Source organism: Sphingopyxis sp. BE259, from assembly GCF_031457495.1.
Taxonomy (GTDB): domain Bacteria; phylum Pseudomonadota; class Alphaproteobacteria; order Sphingomonadales; family Sphingomonadaceae; genus Sphingopyxis.
Window position 1 is genome coordinate 1,649,164 of sequence record NZ_JAVDWM010000001.1, and the last position, 18,445, is coordinate 1,667,608.

16 protein-coding genes and 1 tRNA gene are annotated in these 18,445 nt (G+C 64.6%); 14 read left to right on the top strand and 3 right to left on the bottom strand.

Translation table 11 applies throughout. The features are described 5' to 3' along the window. Positions 1-79: 79 nt before the first annotated feature. The 9 genes from J2X44_RS08075 (at position 80) to J2X44_RS08115 (ending at position 12,086) form a co-directional block, all read left to right on the top strand. Entirely contained in the window at positions 80-2,140 is a 2,061-nt protein-coding gene (locus J2X44_RS08075; RefSeq protein ID WP_310089000.1) for a M13-type metalloendopeptidase, read from the top strand. A 122-nt stretch (positions 2,141-2,262) separates the two neighbouring features. Beyond that, positions 2,263-4,611: a response regulator gene (locus J2X44_RS08080; RefSeq protein ID WP_310089363.1), complete on the top strand. Its 2,349-nt coding sequence runs from the start codon at positions 2,263-2,265 to the stop codon at positions 4,609-4,611. Then, positions 4,604-4,954, top strand: a complete 351-nt coding sequence (locus tag J2X44_RS08085; protein ID WP_310089001.1) for a response regulator — start codon at positions 4,604-4,606, stop codon at positions 4,952-4,954. The genes J2X44_RS08080 and J2X44_RS08085 overlap by 8 nt, the downstream gene beginning before the upstream one ends. A gap of 204 nt (positions 4,955-5,158) precedes the next feature. Continuing rightward, on the top strand, positions 5,159-6,238 hold the full coding sequence (gene recA, locus J2X44_RS08090) for a recombinase RecA (protein WP_310089002.1): 1,080 nt from the start codon (positions 5,159-5,161) through the stop codon (positions 6,236-6,238). Positions 6,239-6,854: 616 nt separating this feature from the next. Continuing rightward, on the top strand, positions 6,855-7,670 hold the full coding sequence (speB, locus tag J2X44_RS08095; protein ID WP_310089003.1) for an agmatinase: 816 nt from the start codon (positions 6,855-6,857) through the stop codon (positions 7,668-7,670). An 18-nt stretch (positions 7,671-7,688) separates the two neighbouring features. Beyond that, on the top strand, positions 7,689-8,315 hold the full coding sequence (locus J2X44_RS08100; RefSeq protein WP_310089004.1) for a glutathione S-transferase: 627 nt from the start codon (positions 7,689-7,691) through the stop codon (positions 8,313-8,315). Then, complete coding sequence (locus tag J2X44_RS08105) at positions 8,305-8,892, top strand: hypothetical protein (protein ID WP_310089005.1); 588 nt, start codon at positions 8,305-8,307, stop codon at positions 8,890-8,892. The genes J2X44_RS08100 and J2X44_RS08105 overlap by 11 nt, the downstream gene beginning before the upstream one ends. 72 nt (positions 8,893-8,964) lie before the next feature. Further along, positions 8,965-11,613 carry an alanine--tRNA ligase gene (gene alaS / locus J2X44_RS08110; protein ID WP_310089006.1) on the top strand — a complete coding sequence of 883 codons (2,649 nt, stop codon included), beginning with the start codon at positions 8,965-8,967 and terminating at the stop codon, positions 11,611-11,613. Beyond that, complete coding sequence (locus J2X44_RS08115; protein WP_310089007.1) at positions 11,610-12,086, top strand: SRPBCC family protein; 477 nt, start codon at positions 11,610-11,612, stop codon at positions 12,084-12,086. Before alaS ends, J2X44_RS08115 begins: the two co-directional genes overlap by 4 nt. Before the next feature lie 129 nt (positions 12,087-12,215). On the opposite strand, the gene J2X44_RS08120 is transcribed toward J2X44_RS08115, so the two are convergent. Continuing rightward, complete coding sequence (locus J2X44_RS08120; RefSeq protein WP_310089008.1) at positions 12,216-12,629, bottom strand: holin family protein; 414 nt, start codon at positions 12,627-12,629, stop codon at positions 12,216-12,218. Between the two features lie 60 nt (positions 12,630-12,689). Continuing rightward, the gene (locus tag J2X44_RS08125) at positions 12,690-13,259 is read right to left on the bottom strand and encodes a glycosyl hydrolase 108 family protein (RefSeq protein ID WP_310089009.1); all 570 of its coding nucleotides are present in this window, start codon (positions 13,257-13,259) and stop codon (positions 12,690-12,692) included. Between the two features lie 71 nt (positions 13,260-13,330). On the opposite strand from J2X44_RS08125, the gene J2X44_RS08130 reads away from it, so the two are divergent. Then, positions 13,331-14,308 (top strand): NADPH:quinone oxidoreductase family protein, encoded by a 978-nt coding sequence (locus J2X44_RS08130; RefSeq protein WP_310089010.1) that lies wholly within the window; start codon positions 13,331-13,333, stop codon positions 14,306-14,308. 99 nt (positions 14,309-14,407) lie between these two features. Beyond that, positions 14,408-14,737 carry an EF-hand domain-containing protein gene (locus J2X44_RS08135; RefSeq protein ID WP_310089011.1) on the top strand — a complete coding sequence of 110 codons (330 nt, stop codon included), beginning with the start codon at positions 14,408-14,410 and terminating at the stop codon, positions 14,735-14,737. Between the two features lie 254 nt (positions 14,738-14,991). Here the strand turns inward: J2X44_RS08135 and J2X44_RS08140 are convergent. Next, positions 14,992-15,068, bottom strand: a tRNA-Pro gene (locus J2X44_RS08140). Between the two features lie 274 nt (positions 15,069-15,342). Here J2X44_RS08140 and yajC point away from each other — a divergent pair. Genes yajC through secF form a run of 3 tightly spaced genes read left to right on the top strand, consistent with a single transcriptional unit; the run spans position 15,343 to position 18,334 of the window. Beyond that, positions 15,343-15,672 carry a preprotein translocase subunit YajC gene (gene yajC / locus J2X44_RS08145; RefSeq protein ID WP_137753294.1) on the top strand — a complete coding sequence of 110 codons (330 nt, stop codon included), beginning with the start codon at positions 15,343-15,345 and terminating at the stop codon, positions 15,670-15,672. A gap of 55 nt (positions 15,673-15,727) precedes the next feature. Continuing rightward, on the top strand, positions 15,728-17,341 hold the full coding sequence (gene secD / locus J2X44_RS08150; RefSeq protein WP_310089012.1) for a protein translocase subunit SecD: 1,614 nt from the start codon (positions 15,728-15,730) through the stop codon (positions 17,339-17,341). A 12-nt stretch (positions 17,342-17,353) separates the two neighbouring features. Further along, the gene (gene secF, locus J2X44_RS08155) at positions 17,354-18,334 is read left to right on the top strand and encodes a protein translocase subunit SecF (protein WP_310089013.1); all 981 of its coding nucleotides are present in this window, start codon (positions 17,354-17,356) and stop codon (positions 18,332-18,334) included. Positions 18,335-18,445 lie beyond the last annotated feature (111 nt).

Consider the following 18,445-nt stretch of genomic DNA (forward strand, 5'->3'; position numbering starts at 1 on the left):
CGTATAGCTGTCGCATTGCAATCCGTGCGGCGCCACGACGCCGTACATCGTTGCTTCGCTTTGAGAACTGGGGACTATCATGACTCTTTCGCATATTACTGCGCGCCTGTTGGCGACCGCCGCGCTGGGCGCGGTGCTGATTTCCGCTGGCCCCGCCATTGCCAAGGAAAAGGCCGCGCCGGCGCCCGTCGCTGACACCGCCGCCAAGCCCGAACTCGGCACCTTCGGCTTCGACACCGCGGGTATGGACACGACGGTCCAGCCCGGCGACGATTTCTATGCCTATGCCAACGGCACCTGGGCCAAGAACACCCAGATCCCGGCCGATAAGTCGAACTATGGCATGTTCACCGCACTCGGCGATCTGTCGCAGGCGCGCACCCGCGAAATCCTCGACGCGGCAAAGGGCGACCCGAACAGCATGATCGGGCGCAACTATGCCGCCTATCTTGATGCGGCTGCCGTCGAAGCCAAGGGGCTGGCACCGATTCAGCCGTGGCTCGCCAAGATCCGCGCCGTCGACAAGCCCGGCCTTGCGGCATTGCTCGCCGAGGCTGATCGCAATGGCGTCCAGCATTTCTTCGGCGGCTTTGTCGGGCAGGACGACAAGAACCCCGACGTGTACATCTACACGATGTTCCAGGGCGGCATCGGCATGCCCGACCGCGATTTCTATTTGAAGGACAATGAGCGCAACGCCAAGTTGCAGGCCGCCTATCTGAAGCATCTGGAAAATGTCCTGACGCTGGCGGGCGAGGCCAATGGCGCGGCACGCGCCAAGGCGATCTATGATTTCGAAAAGCAGATCGCGACCATCCATTGGGACAAGAACGACAGCGGCGACGCCACCAAAGTCTATAACAAGATGACGATCGCCGAACTCGCGGCCGCGGCGCCCGGGTTCGATTGGACGACCTTCATCCGCGGCTTGGGGGTCAAGGAAGATGCGCTGCTGGTATCGCAGCCGAGCGCATTCACCGGCGAAGCCAAACTGCTTGCCGACGCGCCGGTCGCGGTGATCCGCGACGCGCTGCTCGTGCGCAGCCTCGACGGCTTTTCGGGCGTGCTGCCCGAAAAATTCGCGGCCGAAGCCTTCTCTTTCTATGGCACCGCCTTGTCGGGAACGCCGCAGATGCAGGAACGCTGGAAGCGCGCGGTCGATTTCACCACCGGCAATCTGGGCGAAGCCGTCGGCCAGGATTATGTCGCGAAATATTTCCCGCCCGAAACCAAGGCGGAAATGGACAAGCTGGTGAAGAATGTCCTCGCCGCGATGGGCCGCCGCATCGACGGCCTCGCGTGGATGCAGCCGGAAACCAAGGTCAAGGCGAAGCAGAAGCTGGCGAATTTCACTACCAAGATTGGCTATCCCGATCGCTGGAAGGACTATAGCAAGCTCGACATCCGCGCAGGCGACCTGTTCGGCAATGCGCTGCGGTCGAACCAGTTCGCGCACGACGACAATATCGGGCGTTTGGGCGGCCCGATCCGCCGCTGGGAATGGGGGATGACCCCAATGACGGTCAACGCCTATGCCAATTTCGGCATGAACGAGATCGTGTTCCCCGCCGCAATTCTGCAGCCGCCCTTCTTTGACCCGCACGCCGACCCGGCGATCAACTATGGCGGTATCGGCGCGGTCATCGGCCATGAAGTGAGCCATCATTTCGACGACCAGGGCGCGAAATATGACCAGACCGGCAAGCTGGCCGACTGGTGGACCCCCGCCGACGTCGCGGCGTTCGAGGCCGCGGGCAAGACGCTTGTGGCGCAATATGACGCCTATGAAGTGCTGCCGGGTGAAAAGCTCGACGGTACCTTCACGCTCGGCGAAAATATCGGTGACGTTGCCGGACTGACCGTGGCCTACGACGCCTACAAGGCGTCGCTGGGCGGCAAGGAAGCGCCGGTGATCGATGGGCTGACCGGCGATCAGCGCTTTTTCCTGGGCTGGGCACAGGTGTGGCGCCGCAACTATCGCGAGCAGAATCTGTCGCAGCGGATCACGACCGATCCGCATTCGCCCTCGATCCAGCGGACTTGGGTCTCGCGCAACCTTGACCCGTGGTATAAGGCGTATCAGATCAAGGAAGGCCAGAAGCTGTATCTGGCACCCAAGGACCGCGTCCGCATCTGGTGACGCGCTGAACAGAAAGTCTGTCGTTGACCGCGCAAAGCCTGCCCTCTGCTGATGGTGATTTCATCAGGGGGGCGGGCGCCGTCGGCCCGCTCGCGGTGCCGACGGCCCTGTCGCGCGTCGATATGGCGCTGCTCGGCGGGCTGGCGCTGTTATCCACGGCGCTGATGTTCTGGGCGACCAGCGATCCGATTCTGGCGGCGGGTTTCCTCGCCGGGCTGGCGGTTGCGGTCGGCGGCGTTGTGTTGGCCCGGCGGCTGTTCCCTGCCACCGTCGTGGGCGAGGCCGTGCCGCCCGACTGGACGATGCTGCGCCAGGCGGTCAATCACGACGATGTTGCGATCGCGGTCACCGACCGCGCCGGGCGTATGGTGTGCGCGAACGACCTGTTCGGCACTTGGATGGGCGGCTTTGTGACACCGCCCGGCTTGCCGCTCGAAGGCCGCGGTGCCGATGTCCTGAAGAATGCCGGGCGCATCGCGTGGCGCGATGGCGAAGGTCGCGCCGACGATCTGGCGATCGGTCCGCTGCAACTGCGGGCCCACGTGACACGGGCCGGTCAGGCAGAGGATTATCTCGTCTGGCGCTTCTCGGCACTTGAACGGCTCGATCTCGCCTCGGAAATCACCCGCCATCTCGATGGACCGGCGGGCCGCACCTTGGGCCATGCCGGGGTGATGACGGCGCTCGTCAACGCCGAAGGCCGGCTGCGCGTCGCCAATCAGGCGTTCCTCCTTCGCGCGCTGGGTGAGGATGATGCGGGCCATTATGCCGGGCGCGATGTCGCACCGATGCTGCGCATCGACGACGGCGGCGCACTATATTTTGCCCGCGAGGGCGACCGGGCGACACCGGTGCGGATGCTGCAAATCCCGCTGGCGCCCGCCGACAGCAATACGCCGGTCCTGCTCGCGATGCTCGACGAGGAAATGGGGCCGACCGATCGCGGTACCGCCCAGACCTATGTCGAAACCTTGCTGTCCCTGCTGCCGTTCGGGCTGGCGATGGTCGATCGGGACGGGCGCTTTCTGTACATGAACCGGGCCTTTGTGCGCGCGGCGAGCCTGGGGGACGGCAAGATGCCGCGCTATCCGGGCGACATCGTGGTCGGCGAGGACAAGGGCGCGCTCGCCGACATGATCCGTCGCCACAGCAGCGGCCAGCAGGTCGGCGGCGACCTGTCGATCCGGTTGGCGGGGCAAAGCGGCGAGCCGGTGTCGATGCGCGTCGTCGGGGTGCGCGGACTGGGTGAGGCGGCGGTGCTGCTGAGTCTCAAGGATTCGAGCGAGGAGTCGCGACTCAAGCGCCAAGTCGCGCAGGCGTCGAAGATGCAGGCGGTGGGCCAGCTCGCGGGCGGTGTCGCGCACGATTTCAACAATATACTGACCGCAGTGCTCGGGGCCTGCGACCTGATGCTGATGCGTCACACGCCCGGCGACAGCGATTATGACGACATCCAGCAGATCCGCAGCAACGCCAATCGCGCCGCCAGCCTGACGCGGCAATTGCTCGCCTTTTCGCGGCAGCAGACATTGCGGCCGCAGATCCTGCAACTACCCGACGTCATTTCTGAGGTGTCGCATCTGCTCAAGCGGCTGATCGGCGAAACCGTCCAGCTGGCGGTGCATCATGGCCGCGGGCTGGGCGCGGTCCGCGCCGACCCGGGGCAGCTGGAACAGGTCATCATCAACCTGGCGGTCAATGCGCGCGATGCGATGCCGGGGGGCGGGACGCTGACGATCGAGACTTACCCGGTGTCTGCCGCCGACGTGCGTCAGATGGGCAATGAATTCATGCCTCCCGCCGATTATTGCGCGCTCAAGGTCAGCGATACCGGCACCGGCATCGCCGCCGATGTGCTGCCCAAGATTTTCGAACCCTTCTTCACCACCAAGGATGTCGGCAAGGGGACCGGACTCGGCCTGTCGACCGTTTACGGCATCATCAAACAATCGGCGGGGTTCATTTTTGCCGACAGCAAGCCGGGGCAGGGGACCAGCTTTGTCATCTACCTGCCCGTCCACCGCGTTGGCAGCGATACGCCGGTCGTGGCGCCGCCGCCGGCCAAGCCCAAGAAAAGCCAGTGGGGAACCGGCACCATCCTGATCGTCGAGGACGAGGACATGGTGCGCGCCGTAGCCGAACGCGCGCTGACCCGCGCGGGATATACCGTCGTCACCGCGTCGCAGGGCGAGGAAGGGCTCGAACGCTTTGCTCAGATGGACAAGGTCGATCTGATCATCAGCGACGTCGTCATGCCGACGATGGACGGTCCCGCAATGGTGCGGGCGATGCGTGCCAAGCGGCCCGACCTGCCGGTGCTGTTCATGTCGGGCTATGCCGAGGAGCAGCTCCGTCAGTCGATCAATATCGACGATGTCGCATTCCTGCCCAAACCCTTTTCGGTCGCCCAATTGGCCGAGGCGACGTCGGCGGCGCTCGACGAGGCGGCGCACCGGGCGAAAAATGGCTGACAATTTGCGTATCCTGCTCGTCGAGGACGATGTGCTGATCGGCATGATGCTCGCCGATATGTTCGACGCGCTCGGGCTGCCCGAACCGGCGCAGGCGGCGAGCATGGACGAGGCGCTGGCGATCATCGCGACCGAATCATTGGGCGGCGCGCTCGTCGATATCAACCTGGGCGATGAAAAGGGGTGGCCGGTCGCGGACGCGCTGGCCGAGCGGGGGATTCCCTTTGCGTTTACGTCGGGCGGCGGCGACATCTTGCCGCCCGCGCACGCGCATCGTCGGCTGGTCGCCAAACCCTTTCGGATCAGCGATATAGAAGTCGCATTGGCGGAGTTTGGGGCGTAGGCCTGACTGAACCGTCATCCCGGCGAAGGACGGGATTTCGGCGCTGCGTCATCGGCGAGGTCGAAACTTCGGCCTTCGCCGGGATGACAGAAACAGCGCGGAAAAATATTTTGTTCCACTCTTGTTCTCAAAGAACAAATGCGGTACACCGGTTAGGCGTTGCGATGCTTCCGCTGTCGCTTTAGAGCAGGAAAGGGACGGCAAATGGCCGGACAATTGTCACTCGTCGATGTGGGGAAATCAGTGAACAGCACGGACAGGCAGAAGGCGCTCGACGCCGCGCTCGCACAGATCGATCGCGCCTTTGGTAAAGGCTCGGTGATGAAATTGGGCTCGAAGGAGGCGATGCAGGTCGAGGCCATCTCGACCGGGTCTCTGGGTCTCGACATCGCGCTGGGCGTTGGCGGCCTGCCGCGCGGGCGCGTCATTGAAATCTATGGCCCCGAAAGCTCGGGCAAAACGACGCTGGCGCTGCACACGCTGGCCGAAGCACAGAAAACCGGCGGCACCGTCGCGTTCGTCGATGCCGAACATGCGCTCGACCCGGTCTATGCGCGCAAGCTCGGCGTCAACATCGACGAGCTAATCGTGTCGCAGCCCGACACTGGCGAACAGGCGCTGGAAATCGTCGATACGTTGGTGCGCTCGAACGCGATCGATGTGCTGGTCGTCGACTCGGTCGCGGCGCTGGTTCCGCGCGCCGAAATCGAGGGCGAGATGGGCGACACTCATGTTGGCCTGCAAGCGCGCCTGATGTCGCAGTCGCTGCGTAAACTCACCGGTTCGATCAGCCGCTCGCGCTGCATGGTGATCTTCATCAACCAGCTGCGCATGAAAATCGGCGTGATGTACGGCAACCCCGAAACCACGACCGGCGGCAATGCGCTGAAATTCTATGCCTCGGTCCGTCTCGACATCCGCCGCATCGGCCAGATCAAGAATGGCGACGAGATCGTCGGCAACACGACAAAGGTCAAGGTGGTGAAGAACAAGGTGGCGCCGCCGTTCAAGCAGGTCGAATTCGACATCATGTACGGGCAGGGCATTTCCAAGATCGGCGAAATTCTCGACATCGGCGTCAAGGCGGGGCTGGTCGAAAAATCGGGTGCCTGGTTCAGTTATGATTCGATCCGCATCGGCCAAGGCCGCGAAAATGCGAAGAATTTCCTCAAGGAAAATCCCGAACTGATGGATCGGCTCGAAGCTGCGATCCGCAGCCGCACCGACGCGGTGGCCGAAGAAATGATGGTCGGCTCCGACGAAGACGGCGACGACGGCAATTGATTCCGATCCGGTCGGCGCCCTTTTGCGCGCCGACCGGGAAACGGCGGCGGGTCTTCAGCCCCCTTGTAATTCTGGGCACCTGCACTTCCCTCTCCCCGCAGGTGGACCCGTCGGCCGTTGACCGTTTGTGCCGTAGCGGATTTTTCGTTGTTGCTCGAGGCGGCGGCTCTGGGGTGGGGAGCTGCCAATCCCAAATTCGTCAGTCCCGCGAAAGCGGGGACCCAGAGCGTGCGTAGGCTAACCCCACCCTAGGTTCCCGCTTTCGCGGGAATGACGAAGTTATAGCATCCGGAACCTCAACTTCCGATCGAGAGCCATCATTCCCTGTTTTCGTCATCCCGGCCTGCGCCGGGATGACGATTGAATCGAGGTTTGGTTTCGGCCTTGGCGGACAACTTTCGTTCCCGTTCGTGTCGAGCGAAGTCGAGACACCCAGCGGCCATGCACAGTCCCGCGCGGCATCTGGACTTCGCTCGATGCGAACGGGGGTGAGAAGGGAGGCGGTAGATCCGGCTTTATTAGCATTGGCATTAACGTTGACGCCGGGCATCGTCTGTCTAATGCGGTCACCCGCACGACGCCTTGCGCGCGCCCGGCCAACAGCTACAAGCGAGCGATGCCTGCGATCCGCCTCTTTGGCCTGCCCACCGATATCAACAGCAGTTTCGAACGCGGTGCCGCCGCCGGGCCCGCGGCGATCCGCGCGGCATTGTTCAGCGATCGCGGCAATATGGCGAGCGAGCTTGGGGCTGAGATCGGCATCGATATCGCCTTCACCGACGACGGCGATCTGCCGCTGACCGAAAATAGCGCGCAGGACGATGTTGCGATCCGGCGCCATGTCGTGATGCTGCAGGAAGATGGCGAGGTGCCGCTCGCGCTTGGCGGCGATCATGCGGTGACCTTTCCGCTGGTCGAGGCCGCGGCGACCTGTTTCGGACCGGTGACCATCCTGCATTTCGACGCCCACCCCGATCTCTACGACGATTTTGCAGGCAATCCGCGCAGTCACGCCTCGCCCTTTGCGCGCATCTGCGAAGGCGGCAATGCCAAGCGATTGGTGCAGGTCGGCATCCGCACCCTCAACACGCATTGTCGCGAGCAGGCGGCGCGTTTCGGGGTCGAGATCATCTCGATGGCGAGCTTCACCCCCGACGCGGTGCCGGTGCTGGACGGCCCGCTCTATATCTCGATCGACCTCGACGGCATCGATCCGTCGGCGGCGCCCGGCGTCGCGCATCCCGAGCCCGGGGGGCTGACGGTGCGCGAGGTGCTGGCTGTGCTGCACAAGCAGACCGCGCCGATCGTCGGCGCCGATATCGTCGAGCATCACCCCGGCCGCGACATCGGCGATGTAACCGCGATCCTCGGCGCCAAGCTGGTCCGCGAGATCGCGGCGCTGGTCGACCGCAACGGCACATACAAGACCTGACCCTTTGAGGAGAGCATCATGACCCTGATCGTCCACCATCTGAACAACAGTCGCTCACAGCGTATATTGTGGCTGCTCGAGGAAATCGGCGCGCCGTACGAGATCAAATATTATGATCGCGACGCGACCACCAACCTCGCGCCGCCCGAGCTGATCGCGGTGCATCCGCTCGGCAAATCGCCGGTGATTTCGGATGGCGACCGCGTGATCATCGAATCGGGGGCGATCACCGAATATCTGTGCGAGCGGCACGGCGGCGACCATCTGGTTCCCGAACGCGGCAGCGACGACCATGTCAGCCACCTTGAATGGCTGCATTTCGCCGAAGGATCGGCGATGACCCCAATCCTGCTGCGGATTTACACCGCGCGGCTGGGCGAAGCGGCGGCGCCGCTCGAACCGCGGATCAACCAGCAGCTCGACGCGCATTTCGCCTATATGGAAAGCCGCGTCGGCGACAATGGTCACTTCATTGGCGACAGCCTTTCGGCGGCGGACATCATGCTGAGCTTTCCGGCCGAGATCGCGATCATGCAGGGGATGGCGCCGCGCTATCCGAAACTCGCGGGGTTCGTGAACGCGTGCCATACGCGCCCCGCCTGGCAGCGCGCGCGCGAAAAGGGCGGCGCCTATTATGGCTATTGACCCAAGGCGCTGGCTGCCGCTGGCCGCGCTGGGGCTGATTTCCAGCGCGGCGGCGGCGCAGGCTCCGCTGCTCGGGCCGGAGGTTGAGCGCGTCGCAACGGGCGCCGACGGCGCAACATTCCCTGTCTCGGCGACCGATGAAAGCGCCGCGATGGGCCGCTTCGCCGCCTACACGATGGCGCTCGCGAAGCGCGATTATGCCAGCGCCTATGCGATGCTGCGGCTGTCGTTCCAAGCGGCGAACCCGCGGCTCGAATGGGAAATGAACCTGCGCAAGCGGCCGGTCCTGTGGGCCGATGGCACGCTCCGGGTGCTGCGGGTGAGCTGGTACGCCGATCCAGCGGGCCAGCCGCCGGGGCTTTACGCCGCCTTCGATTTTCGCGGCGACCGCAAAGACGGGACGATGGATTGCGGCTATGTCGCCGTCCATCGCACCGCCCCCGGCGCCGAGTGGACCGTGGTGCGTACCGACACCTCCGAAGTCCCTGCCGCGCTGATCGAGGACGGGGTGCCAAAGGCCGACGTGCTGCGGCAACTGCCCTGCTATCTGGGCAAGGGGATCGCCACCGCATTCTGATCGATTGCGGCGTTGATCGTCATCGACACGAAGCGGCTTGTCGCATGACGGCAAAGTCCCTAATTCGCGCGGATGACATCGACCAACGACATTCGCCGCTCGTTCCTCGACTATTTCGGGGGCACCGGGCACCATATCGAACCGTCGGCGCCGCTGGTGCCGTACAACGACCCGACGTTGATGTTCGTCAACGCCGGGATGGTGCCGTTCAAGAATGTCTTCACGGGCCTTGAAAAGCGTCCGTACAGCACTGCGGCGTCGTCGCAGAAATGCGTCCGCGCGGGGGGCAAGCACAACGACCTCGACAATGTCGGCTTTACCGCGCGGCATCATACTTTCTTTGAAATGCTGGGCAATTTTTCGTTCGGCGACTATTTCAAGGAGCAGGCGATCCATCATGCGTGGACCCTGATCACCAAGACCTGGGGGCTGGCGCCCGAGAAGCTGACCGCGACCGTCTATCACACCGATGACGAGGCGTTCGACCTGTGGCGCAAGATCGCTGGGCTGCCCGAGGAGCGGATCATCCGCATCGCGACGAGCGACAATTTCTGGTCGATGGGCGACACCGGGCCGTGCGGGCCGTGCAGCGAAATCTTTTACGACCATGGTGACCATATCTGGGGCGGCCCGCCGGGTTCTCCCGAAGAGGACGGCGACCGCTTCGTCGAAATCTGGAACCTGGTGTTCATGCAGTATGACCAGCGCGGTCCGGGCGACCGCGTCGACCTGCCGCGGCCCAGCATCGACACCGGCATGGGGCTGGAGCGCGTTGCGGCGGTGCTGCAGGGGGTCCACGACAATTACGACACCGACACGTTCAAGGCGCTGATCGCCGCGTCGGTCGACCTGACCGGCGTTCCGGCCGAGGGCGCGACACAGGCGAGCCACCGCGTGATCGCCGATCACCTGCGCGCATCGAGCTTTCTGATCGCCGACGGGGTGCTGCCGTCGGCCGAGGGGCGCGGCTATGTGCTGCGCCGGATCATGCGCCGCGCGATGCGTCACGCGCATCTGCTCGGCGCCAAGGATCCGCTGATGTACCGGCTGCTGCCGTCGCTGACCGCTGAGATGGGCGCCGCCTATCCCGAGCTGATCCGCGCCCAGCCGCTGATCGCCGAGACGCTGGAACGCGAGGAAACCAAGTTCCGCCAGACGCTCGACAAGGGGCTACGGCTGCTCGACGAAGCCACCGTCGGCATGGGCAATGGCGATACGCTGCCTGGCGAGGTCGCGTTCAAGCTCTACGACACCTACGGCTTCCCCTATGACCTGACCGAAGATGCGCTGCGCACGCAGGACATCGCGGTCGATCGCGACGGCTTTGACGCGGCGATGGCGCAGCAGAAGGCGGCGGCGCGCGCGGCGTGGAAGGGCAGCGGGCAAAAGGCATCGGAAGAAATCTGGTTCGACCTGGCCGAAACCAATGGCAGCACCGAATTTACGGGTTATGGCGCCACCGTCGGCGAAGGCCAGGTGATCGCGTTGGTCAAGGACGGCGTCCAGGTCGACGCGGCGAGCGCGGGCGACGAGCTGGTCGTGCTCACCAACCAGACACCTTTTTACGGCGAGAGCGGCGGCCAGATGGGCGACAGCGGCGTCATCGCGACGTTGGGCGGCGCCAAGGCTTCGGTCAGCGACACCGGCAAGCCGCTCGGCCGCCTGCACGCGCATCAGGCCAAGTTGGAGGCGGGGACGCTGAAGGTCGGCGACACGGTGCAGCTGACCGTCGATGCCGAACGCCGCGACCGCATCCGGGCCAATCACAGCGCGACTCATTTGCTGCACGCGGCGCTGCGCAACCGGCTGGGCGGGCATGTGACGCAGAAGGGCAGCCTGGTTGCCGAGGATCGCTTCCGTTTCGACTTCTCGCATCCCAAGGCGCTGAGCGCCGATGAGATCGCCGACATCGAATCGCAAGTGAACGCGCAGATTCGCGGCAATGAGGCGGTGACGACGCGGCTGATGACCCCCGACGACGCGGTCGCGGCGGGCGCGCTGGCGCTGTTCGGTGAGAAATATGGCGACGAAGTGCGGGTGCTCAGCATGGGCAAGGCGACCGAGAATCATTATTCGGTCGAGCTGTGCGGCGGCACGCATGTGCGGGCGCTGGGTGACATCGCGCTGCTCAAGATTATCAGCGAATCCGCCGTGTCTTCGGGGGTGCGGCGGATTGAGGCGCTGACCGGCGATGCCGCGCGCGTGTGGCTGAATGGCCGCGATGACGCGCTGAAGGCGGCGGCGGCGGCGCTCAAGACGTCGCCCGACGATGTCCCGGCGCGCGTTGCGGCGTTGGCCGAGCAGCTCAAGAAGGCCGAACGCGAACTGGCTGATGCGAAGAAGGCGCTGGCGCTCGGCGGTGGTGGGGCCGGCGGCGGCGCGGCGAGCGGACCGGCCGTCGAGCAGGTCGGCGATACCGCGTTCATCGCGCAGGTCGTCGATGGGCTCGATCCCAAGGAATTGCGCGGCACGGTCGATGGCCTCAAGAAACAGGTCGGCAGCGGCGTGGCGATGCTGGTCGCGGTCAATGACGGGCGCGCGTCGGTGGCGGTCGGGGTGACCGACGGGGTCGCGCACAATGCCGTCGATCTCGTCAAGCTCGCGGTCGCGGCGCTGGGCGGGCAGGGCGGCGGTGGCCGTCCCGACATGGCGCAGGGCGGCGGTCCCGATGGCAGCGCGGCCGATGCGGCGGTCGCCGCGGTCAAAGCCGCGCTTGCTTGAAACCGACGAAAAAGACGCGGCGCACCGATCATGCCGAACGGCTGATCGCGGCGCCACTGGTCGATGTGTTTGCGGCGTTCACGAGCGCCGACAAGCTGGCCCGCTGGTTGCCACCCGAGGGGGCGACGGGGACGTTCGAGCATGTCGACCTGCGTGCGGGCGGCGGTTTTTTGATGCGACTGACGTTTGATGACGCCGATGTCGAAACCAAGAGCGACGACGATAGCGACGTGGTTGAAGTCTATATTCCAGTCCTCGACGAGGGACGGTTGATCGTGTGGGAGGTCGAGTTCGAATCCGACGATCCGCGCTTTTCAGGGACGATGGCGATGCACTGGTATCTGTCGCGCCAGGGCGGCGGGACGCTGGTGACGATCGATGCGCACCATGTGCCGCCGGGGATTTCGGCGAAGGATCATGTCGAGGGGTTGAATTCGTCGCTGGCGAATTTGGCGGCGGTGGTGGAAAGCTAGCGCCGTCCTTCAAGGCGTGTGTCCCCGCGAAGGCGGGGACCCATCTCCTGCCGGTTCAAAATAGCGCCGACCGGAGATGGGTCCCTGCCTTCGCAGGGGCGCGTTGGCATTTTTTATGGCGGCGCTAGTTCAACTCTCCACCCCCTTGGCTTTCCCCCACGCCCGCGCCGCCGTATACCCCAAATACCCCGTGCCAAAGAGCGCATAGAGCGGTTCGGGAATCCCCGCGAGATAGGCGTTCATCCCCTCCGCGATGCCCTTGGCCATCTCGGGCCGCGCCGCGGCGATCAGGCCCATCGGGATTGCCCACAGCAACAGCGCATACATGACATAGAGGAAGCTCGGCCGCGCGCGGCTGGTCCATGGGTCGGCGCTGTTCGCCTCGGCGACGATAGCGGTCATCCGGGTGCGGATCGCCTCCATTTCCTGGCTGCCCTCCATCTTGAGCAGTTCCAGCTTGGCGCGGTCGCGCGCTTCCGGGTCGGGGATGATCTTGTCGATCAGCTTGGCGATCGGGCCGATCAGGCCTTCGATAATGCTCATTTCGATGCTCCTGCATGTTCAAAGTTCAGGGAAGTTCAGCCCAACGACGCGTGCTCAGCGTCAATGCGGGCCAATCCGGTTCGCCAGCCAGCCGTAGAGAAACGCCTCCTGGCTGGGGCGGCGTTCGGCGAGTGCGATGTAGCGTTCGCCCTGCAGCGCCTCCATCGCGCGCAGCAGGACCGTCTCACCGCCTGCGCCGCGGGCGCGCAGAAAGGCGTCGAGCGCCGACAAAGTGCGCGGCCCGATCTCGCGATCAACCGCGATGTCGGGATAGTCGCGCGCGGCGCGGTTGAGCGCGTTGAGCGCGCGCTGCAGGAAGCCGGCGGCGGTGGCGGTGCCCATGTTGACCCCGGTGTCGAACAGTTCGGCGGCGATGTGCGGGGCGCGCAGCGCGACGGTATCGAACCCAGGCCGCAGCCAATAGAGGCGGCGATAGATCGATGCGGCATCGGCGCGCGGCAGGTCGCGCATTGCGCCGACGTAGCCCTGCGCACGCGCGATCGCTTCGGTAATGCCCCAGCAGGTCGGGCCGCCGCGGTCGGCAGGGTGGTTTACATATCGGCCTTCGCGGTCGATGACGGCATCGATCAGCGCGTCGGCATCGACGCGCAGACGGTCAGATTTTGGCATGAGTCGCTCCCGTGGTTCGTTGACCTGGTAAAACGAACCATATTGGAATATTGTAGGAAAGACTTTTCTCCATGCGCGCCTTGCAGGTCACCGAATTGTTGCCCGATCATGCCGGAGCCGGGCTGGCCGATGTGCCGGTGCCGGAGCCGGGGCCGGGGGAGGTGCGGGTGCGGGTGTGCGCGGCGGCGGTGAATTTTCCCGATCTGTTGATGACGCGCGGCGATTATCAATTGAAGCCGCCATTGCCTTTTGTTTCGGGGCTCGAGTTTGCTGGTGAGGTTGATGCGTTGGGCGAGGGGGTCTCCGATTGGCAAGTCGGCCACCCGGTGGTCGGCGGCAACCGGTTCGGCGCGATGGCCGAATATTGCGTCGCTCCCGCCGCGGCGCTGCGCGCGAAGCCCGACCGGCTGACGTGGGAGGAGGCCGCGGCCTATCCGGTCGCGTACCTCACCGCCTATGTCGCGCTCGTCCGCTGCGCGCGCGTTGTGCCGGACGAGTGGGTGCTGGTGCATGGCGCGGCGGGCGGCGTCGGGCTGGCGGCGATCGACCTCGCCAAGGCGCTGGGCGCGCGGGTGATCGCGGCGGCGAGTAGTGCCGATAAACGCGCGGCGATCGCGCGGCTTTATGCGCCCGATGCGGTGATCGATGGCGGGCCGGGGTTTCGCGAGCGCGTGAAAGCGCTGACCGGCGGGGCGGGGGCCGATGTGATCTACGATCCCGTTGGCGGCGACGTCTTTGACGAATCGACGCGCTGTATCGCGTTCGGTGGGCGTTTGCTGGTGATCGGTTTCGCGTCGGGGCGTATTTCCGAGGTGTCGGTGAATATGCCGCTGATCAAGGGCTTTTCGGTCGTCGGGGTGCGCGCGGGCGAATATGGCCGCCGCTTTCCCCAACGTGGGGTGGAGAATGTCGCGGCGATCGATGCGCTGGCGGCAGCGGGCAAAATCCGCCCGCAGGTCCATGCCGCGCTCGACCTAGCCGATTGGCGCACCGGCTTTGCGATGCTGGAGCGGCGCGAAGTGGTGGGCAAGGTCGTGCTGAAACCGTGACGAGCCGAGTCCGCTTGCCATAGTTTTGCGACGCCTGACCTGTCATGTCCGGCGCGGGGTATTCCGGCGACTTTGCCGACCATGACCAAAGGACAGAATATGAAGACATTGACGATGATTGCCGCCACGTTCGGCCTGGCGATCCCGGTGATCGCTACCGCGCAGCCGAAGCCCGACGACGGGCGGCTGTTCGCGATGATCGACACCAATGGCGACGGCAAGCTCGACAAAGCCGAAGTCACCAAAATGGCCGAAATGCGCGCGCAGCGGCAGGGCGACCCGACGATGGCCTCGCCCGACAAGGTCGATGCCTTTATCAAGCATGTCGATGCCAATGGCGACGGCGTGATCGACAAGGCCGAGATCGGCGCGATGCGCGATGCGCGCGCCGGGGCGCCGCCGGCAGAGGCGCCATCGAGCGCGAACTGAGTTGACCTGCGGGCGGCGGTCCCGGGCCGCCGCCCGCCGTTTGCGCGGCGGGTGTCTCGCATGGACGAGAGCGATCGTCCGCCGGACGTCCCGTTCCTCGTCACCCCGGACTTGATCCGGGGGCCATGACTTCAGCGCCGCTGTGGATCCCGGATCAAGTCCGGGGTGACGAATGGTATAGATGCGGCTCCAAGAGCCGCGGCGCGCGTGGCGCGTCCGGCTTGTCCAGCAAATCGTCGACAATTTCGGAAAATTGGTCGGGACGAGAGGATTCGAACCTCCGACCCCCACACCCCCAGTGTGATGCGCTACCAGGCTGCGCTACGTCCCGACCGGCCCGATTGGGCAGGCGTGGCCCCTAGCGCGGGTCGGCGGGGGATGCAAGGCTCTCCTGACGCGCGATCATCGTGAGGGTCGGTTTGGACCGGGATTGGCCGGGCGCCCTTGACCTCTTCGCCCGCCTCCCCATTTCGGCGGCGCCTGCCGGAGGGGGGGCGCAGCGACCGGTTGCGCGCACCGCCCCTGCGTGATAGGCGCCGCGCCATATATGCGCGCCGGTTCCGCGACGGAACGGGCTGCGTTTTCAAACGGAAAGTTTTTCATCCATGTCGACGCAATTGCTTCTGACCCAGGCGGCCGGATCGGGCGGCGGGGCCGCCGGTTTCCTGATGCTGGTCCCTTATCTGCTGATCTTTGTCGTGTTCTGGTTCTTCCTGATCCGGCCGCAGCAGGTGCGCGCCAAGGAGCATCGCAACAAGATCGCGGCGGTCAAGCCGCGCGATCAGGTGGTGACCGGCGGCGGCATCGTCGGCAAGGTGACGCGCGTCGACGATGATTTCGCCGACGTCGAAATCGCCCAAGGCGTCAAGATCAAGGTCGTGAAATCGACCTTGGCCGACGTGATGCAGCCCGGCGCCAAGCCCGCCAACGACTGACGCGGCGGGGCCGGCGCGGCGCGCCGTCCCGTCCTTGCTATCGGACCCAATCGCCATGCTCGATTTCCCGCGCTGGAAAACCATCAGCATCAGCATCATCCTGTTGCTCGGTATCATCTTTTCCGTCCCCAGCTTTCTGCCCGAAAAGACGCTGAACAGCCTGCCGTCGTTTATGCAGGCCAAGGTCAATCTGGGGCTCGATCTGGCCGGGGGCAGCCATCTGCTGCTCGAGGCCGACATTGACGATCTGCGCAAGACGCAGCTGACCAATATGGAAAAGACGGTGCGCAATGTGCTGCGCGGCGATCGTGGTCCCGATGACGACATCGCGATCGGCGAACTGACGACCGCGGGCGGCAAGATCAGCTTTCTGATCCGCGACCAGGCGCAGCTCGACGACGCGCGCGACCGGCTGTTCAGCCAGACGCAGGGCGCGGCGATGACCGGACAGCGCGACTGGAACATCGACATCATCGATAACACGCGCATCGTGATGACCCCGACTGCCGCCGGACAGACGCAGGCGGTCGCCGACGCGATGGACTCGGCGCGCGACATCATTGACAAGCGCGTCAACGACCTGGGCACCCGCGAACCGACGATCATCCGCGAAGGCAATGACCGCGTCGTCGTCCAGGTGCCGGGCTTGCAGGATCCGGCGGCGCTGAAGGAATTGATCGGCAAAACCGCGCGGCTGGAATTCCGCATGGTCGACCCCAATGCCGACCCCGCCGAAGCCGCCGCGGGCCGCGTGCCGGTGGGCAGCGAAATCGTCCCCTATGCCGAGGGCGAGGGCAGCGGGGCATCGTTCGAGGTGCTGCGCCGTCAGGTGATGATCAGCGGCGAGCAGCTGATCAACGCCAAGCAGGGCTTTGACCAGCAAAATGGTCAGGCGGTCGTCAACATCAGTTTCGATTCGGGCGGTTCGAACACCTTTGCCAAGGTGACCGCGCAGAATGTCGGCAAGCGGTTCGCGATGGTGCTGGACGGCAAAGTGCTGTCGGCGCCGTCGATCAACGAGCCGATTCTGGGCGGCAGCGCCCAGATTTCGGGCAGCTTTACCCCGGCGACCGCCAATGCGCTGGCGATCTCGCTGCGCTCGGGCGCGTTGCCGGTGAAGATGACGGTGGTCGAGGAACGCACGGTGACCCCCGAACTGGGCGCAGATTCGATCCGCAAGGGCGCGATCGCGGGGATCATCGCGACCGTCGCGGTGCTGACGCTGATGGTCCTCGTCTATGGCCGCTTTGGCGTTTATGCCAATATCGCGCTATTCTTTAACGTGTTCCTGATCATCGCGATCATGGCGGCGTTCAACGCGACGCTGACGTTGCCGGGTATCGCCGGGTTCGTGCTGACGATCGGCGCCGCGGTCGATGCCAACGTGCTGATCAACGAGCGAATACGCGAAGAATTGAAGCGCGGGCGAAAAGTGTTTCAGGCGGTGGAGCTCGGCTATTCCGAAGCCAGCCGGGCGATTTTCGACGCCAACGTCACCAACGTGATCGCTGCGGCGCTGATGTTCTGGTTCGGCTCCGGCCCGATCAAGGGGTTTGCCGTGGTGTTGACCATCGGCATCGTCACCAGCGTTTTCACCGCCGTCACCGTCACGCGGATGTTCGTCGCCCATTGGCTGCGGACCAATCGTCCGACGTCGATCAACATTTAAGGGAGCGACACGATGCGCTTGCTGAAACTCGTCCCCGACGACACCAATATCGACTTTCTGCGGTGGCGGAAATTTGCGTCCTTCATGAGCTTTTTCCTGGTCGTCGTCTCGATCGCGCTGGTCGCGACAAAAGGCCTGAACTTCGGGATCGATTTCGTCGGCGGCCAGTCGGTGCGGGTCGAATTCACCCAGGACATGCCGCCGATCGATGAAATTCGCGAGAAGGTGAGTCAGATCGGGTTGGGCGAGCCGACGATCCAGCAATTCGGGTCCGACAAGGCGATCTCGATCCGCACCGCGTTGCCCGATGGCGACAAGGCGGCGGCCGATCGGGCGGGCGCCCAGCTGGTGGCCGGGGTCGCAAAAGCCTTTCCCACCGCCAAGGCGGGCGCGGTCGAAACCGTGTCGGGCAAGGTATCGGGCGAATTGATCCGGACCGGGGCGATCAGCCTGGCGCTCGCGGTGCTCGGCATCTCGATCTATATCTGGATCCGGTTCGAATGGCAGTTCGGCGTCGGGGCGCTGGGCCGCCTGTTCCACGAGGTGTCGCTGACGTTCGGGCTGTTCGCGGTGACCCAGATGCAATTCGACCTGAACAGCGTTGCGGCGTTGCTGACGATCGTCGGCTATTCGCTCAACGACACGATCGTGGTGTATGACCGCATCCGCGAAAATCTGAAAAAATATCGCAAGATGGAGATTGTGCCGCTGCTCAACCTCAGCATCAACGAAACGCTGTCGCGCACCGTGATGACCACTTTGGCGATGCTTCTCGCGCTGGGCGTGTTGCTGATCTTTGGCCCCGACGTCATTTTCGGCTTTACCGCCGCGATGCTGTTTGGCGTGTTCATCGGCGGCTATTCGTCGGTGCTGATGTCGACCCCGGTGCTGGTCTGGTTGAAGGTCGGCCCCGACAGCTTCATTCCGCGCACGAGCGCGGGCATGGACGGCGGCGAACGCGTCGAGCGCAAGGACGACGGCGCGGTCGTTTAACATAAGCCGAAGCATGGAAATTACCGTAGCCCTGAGCCTGTCGAAGGGCGCCTCTCTCGGACAAGCGCCCTTCGACAGGCTCAGGGCTACGGTCCCTTTGGCTTGGGCGAT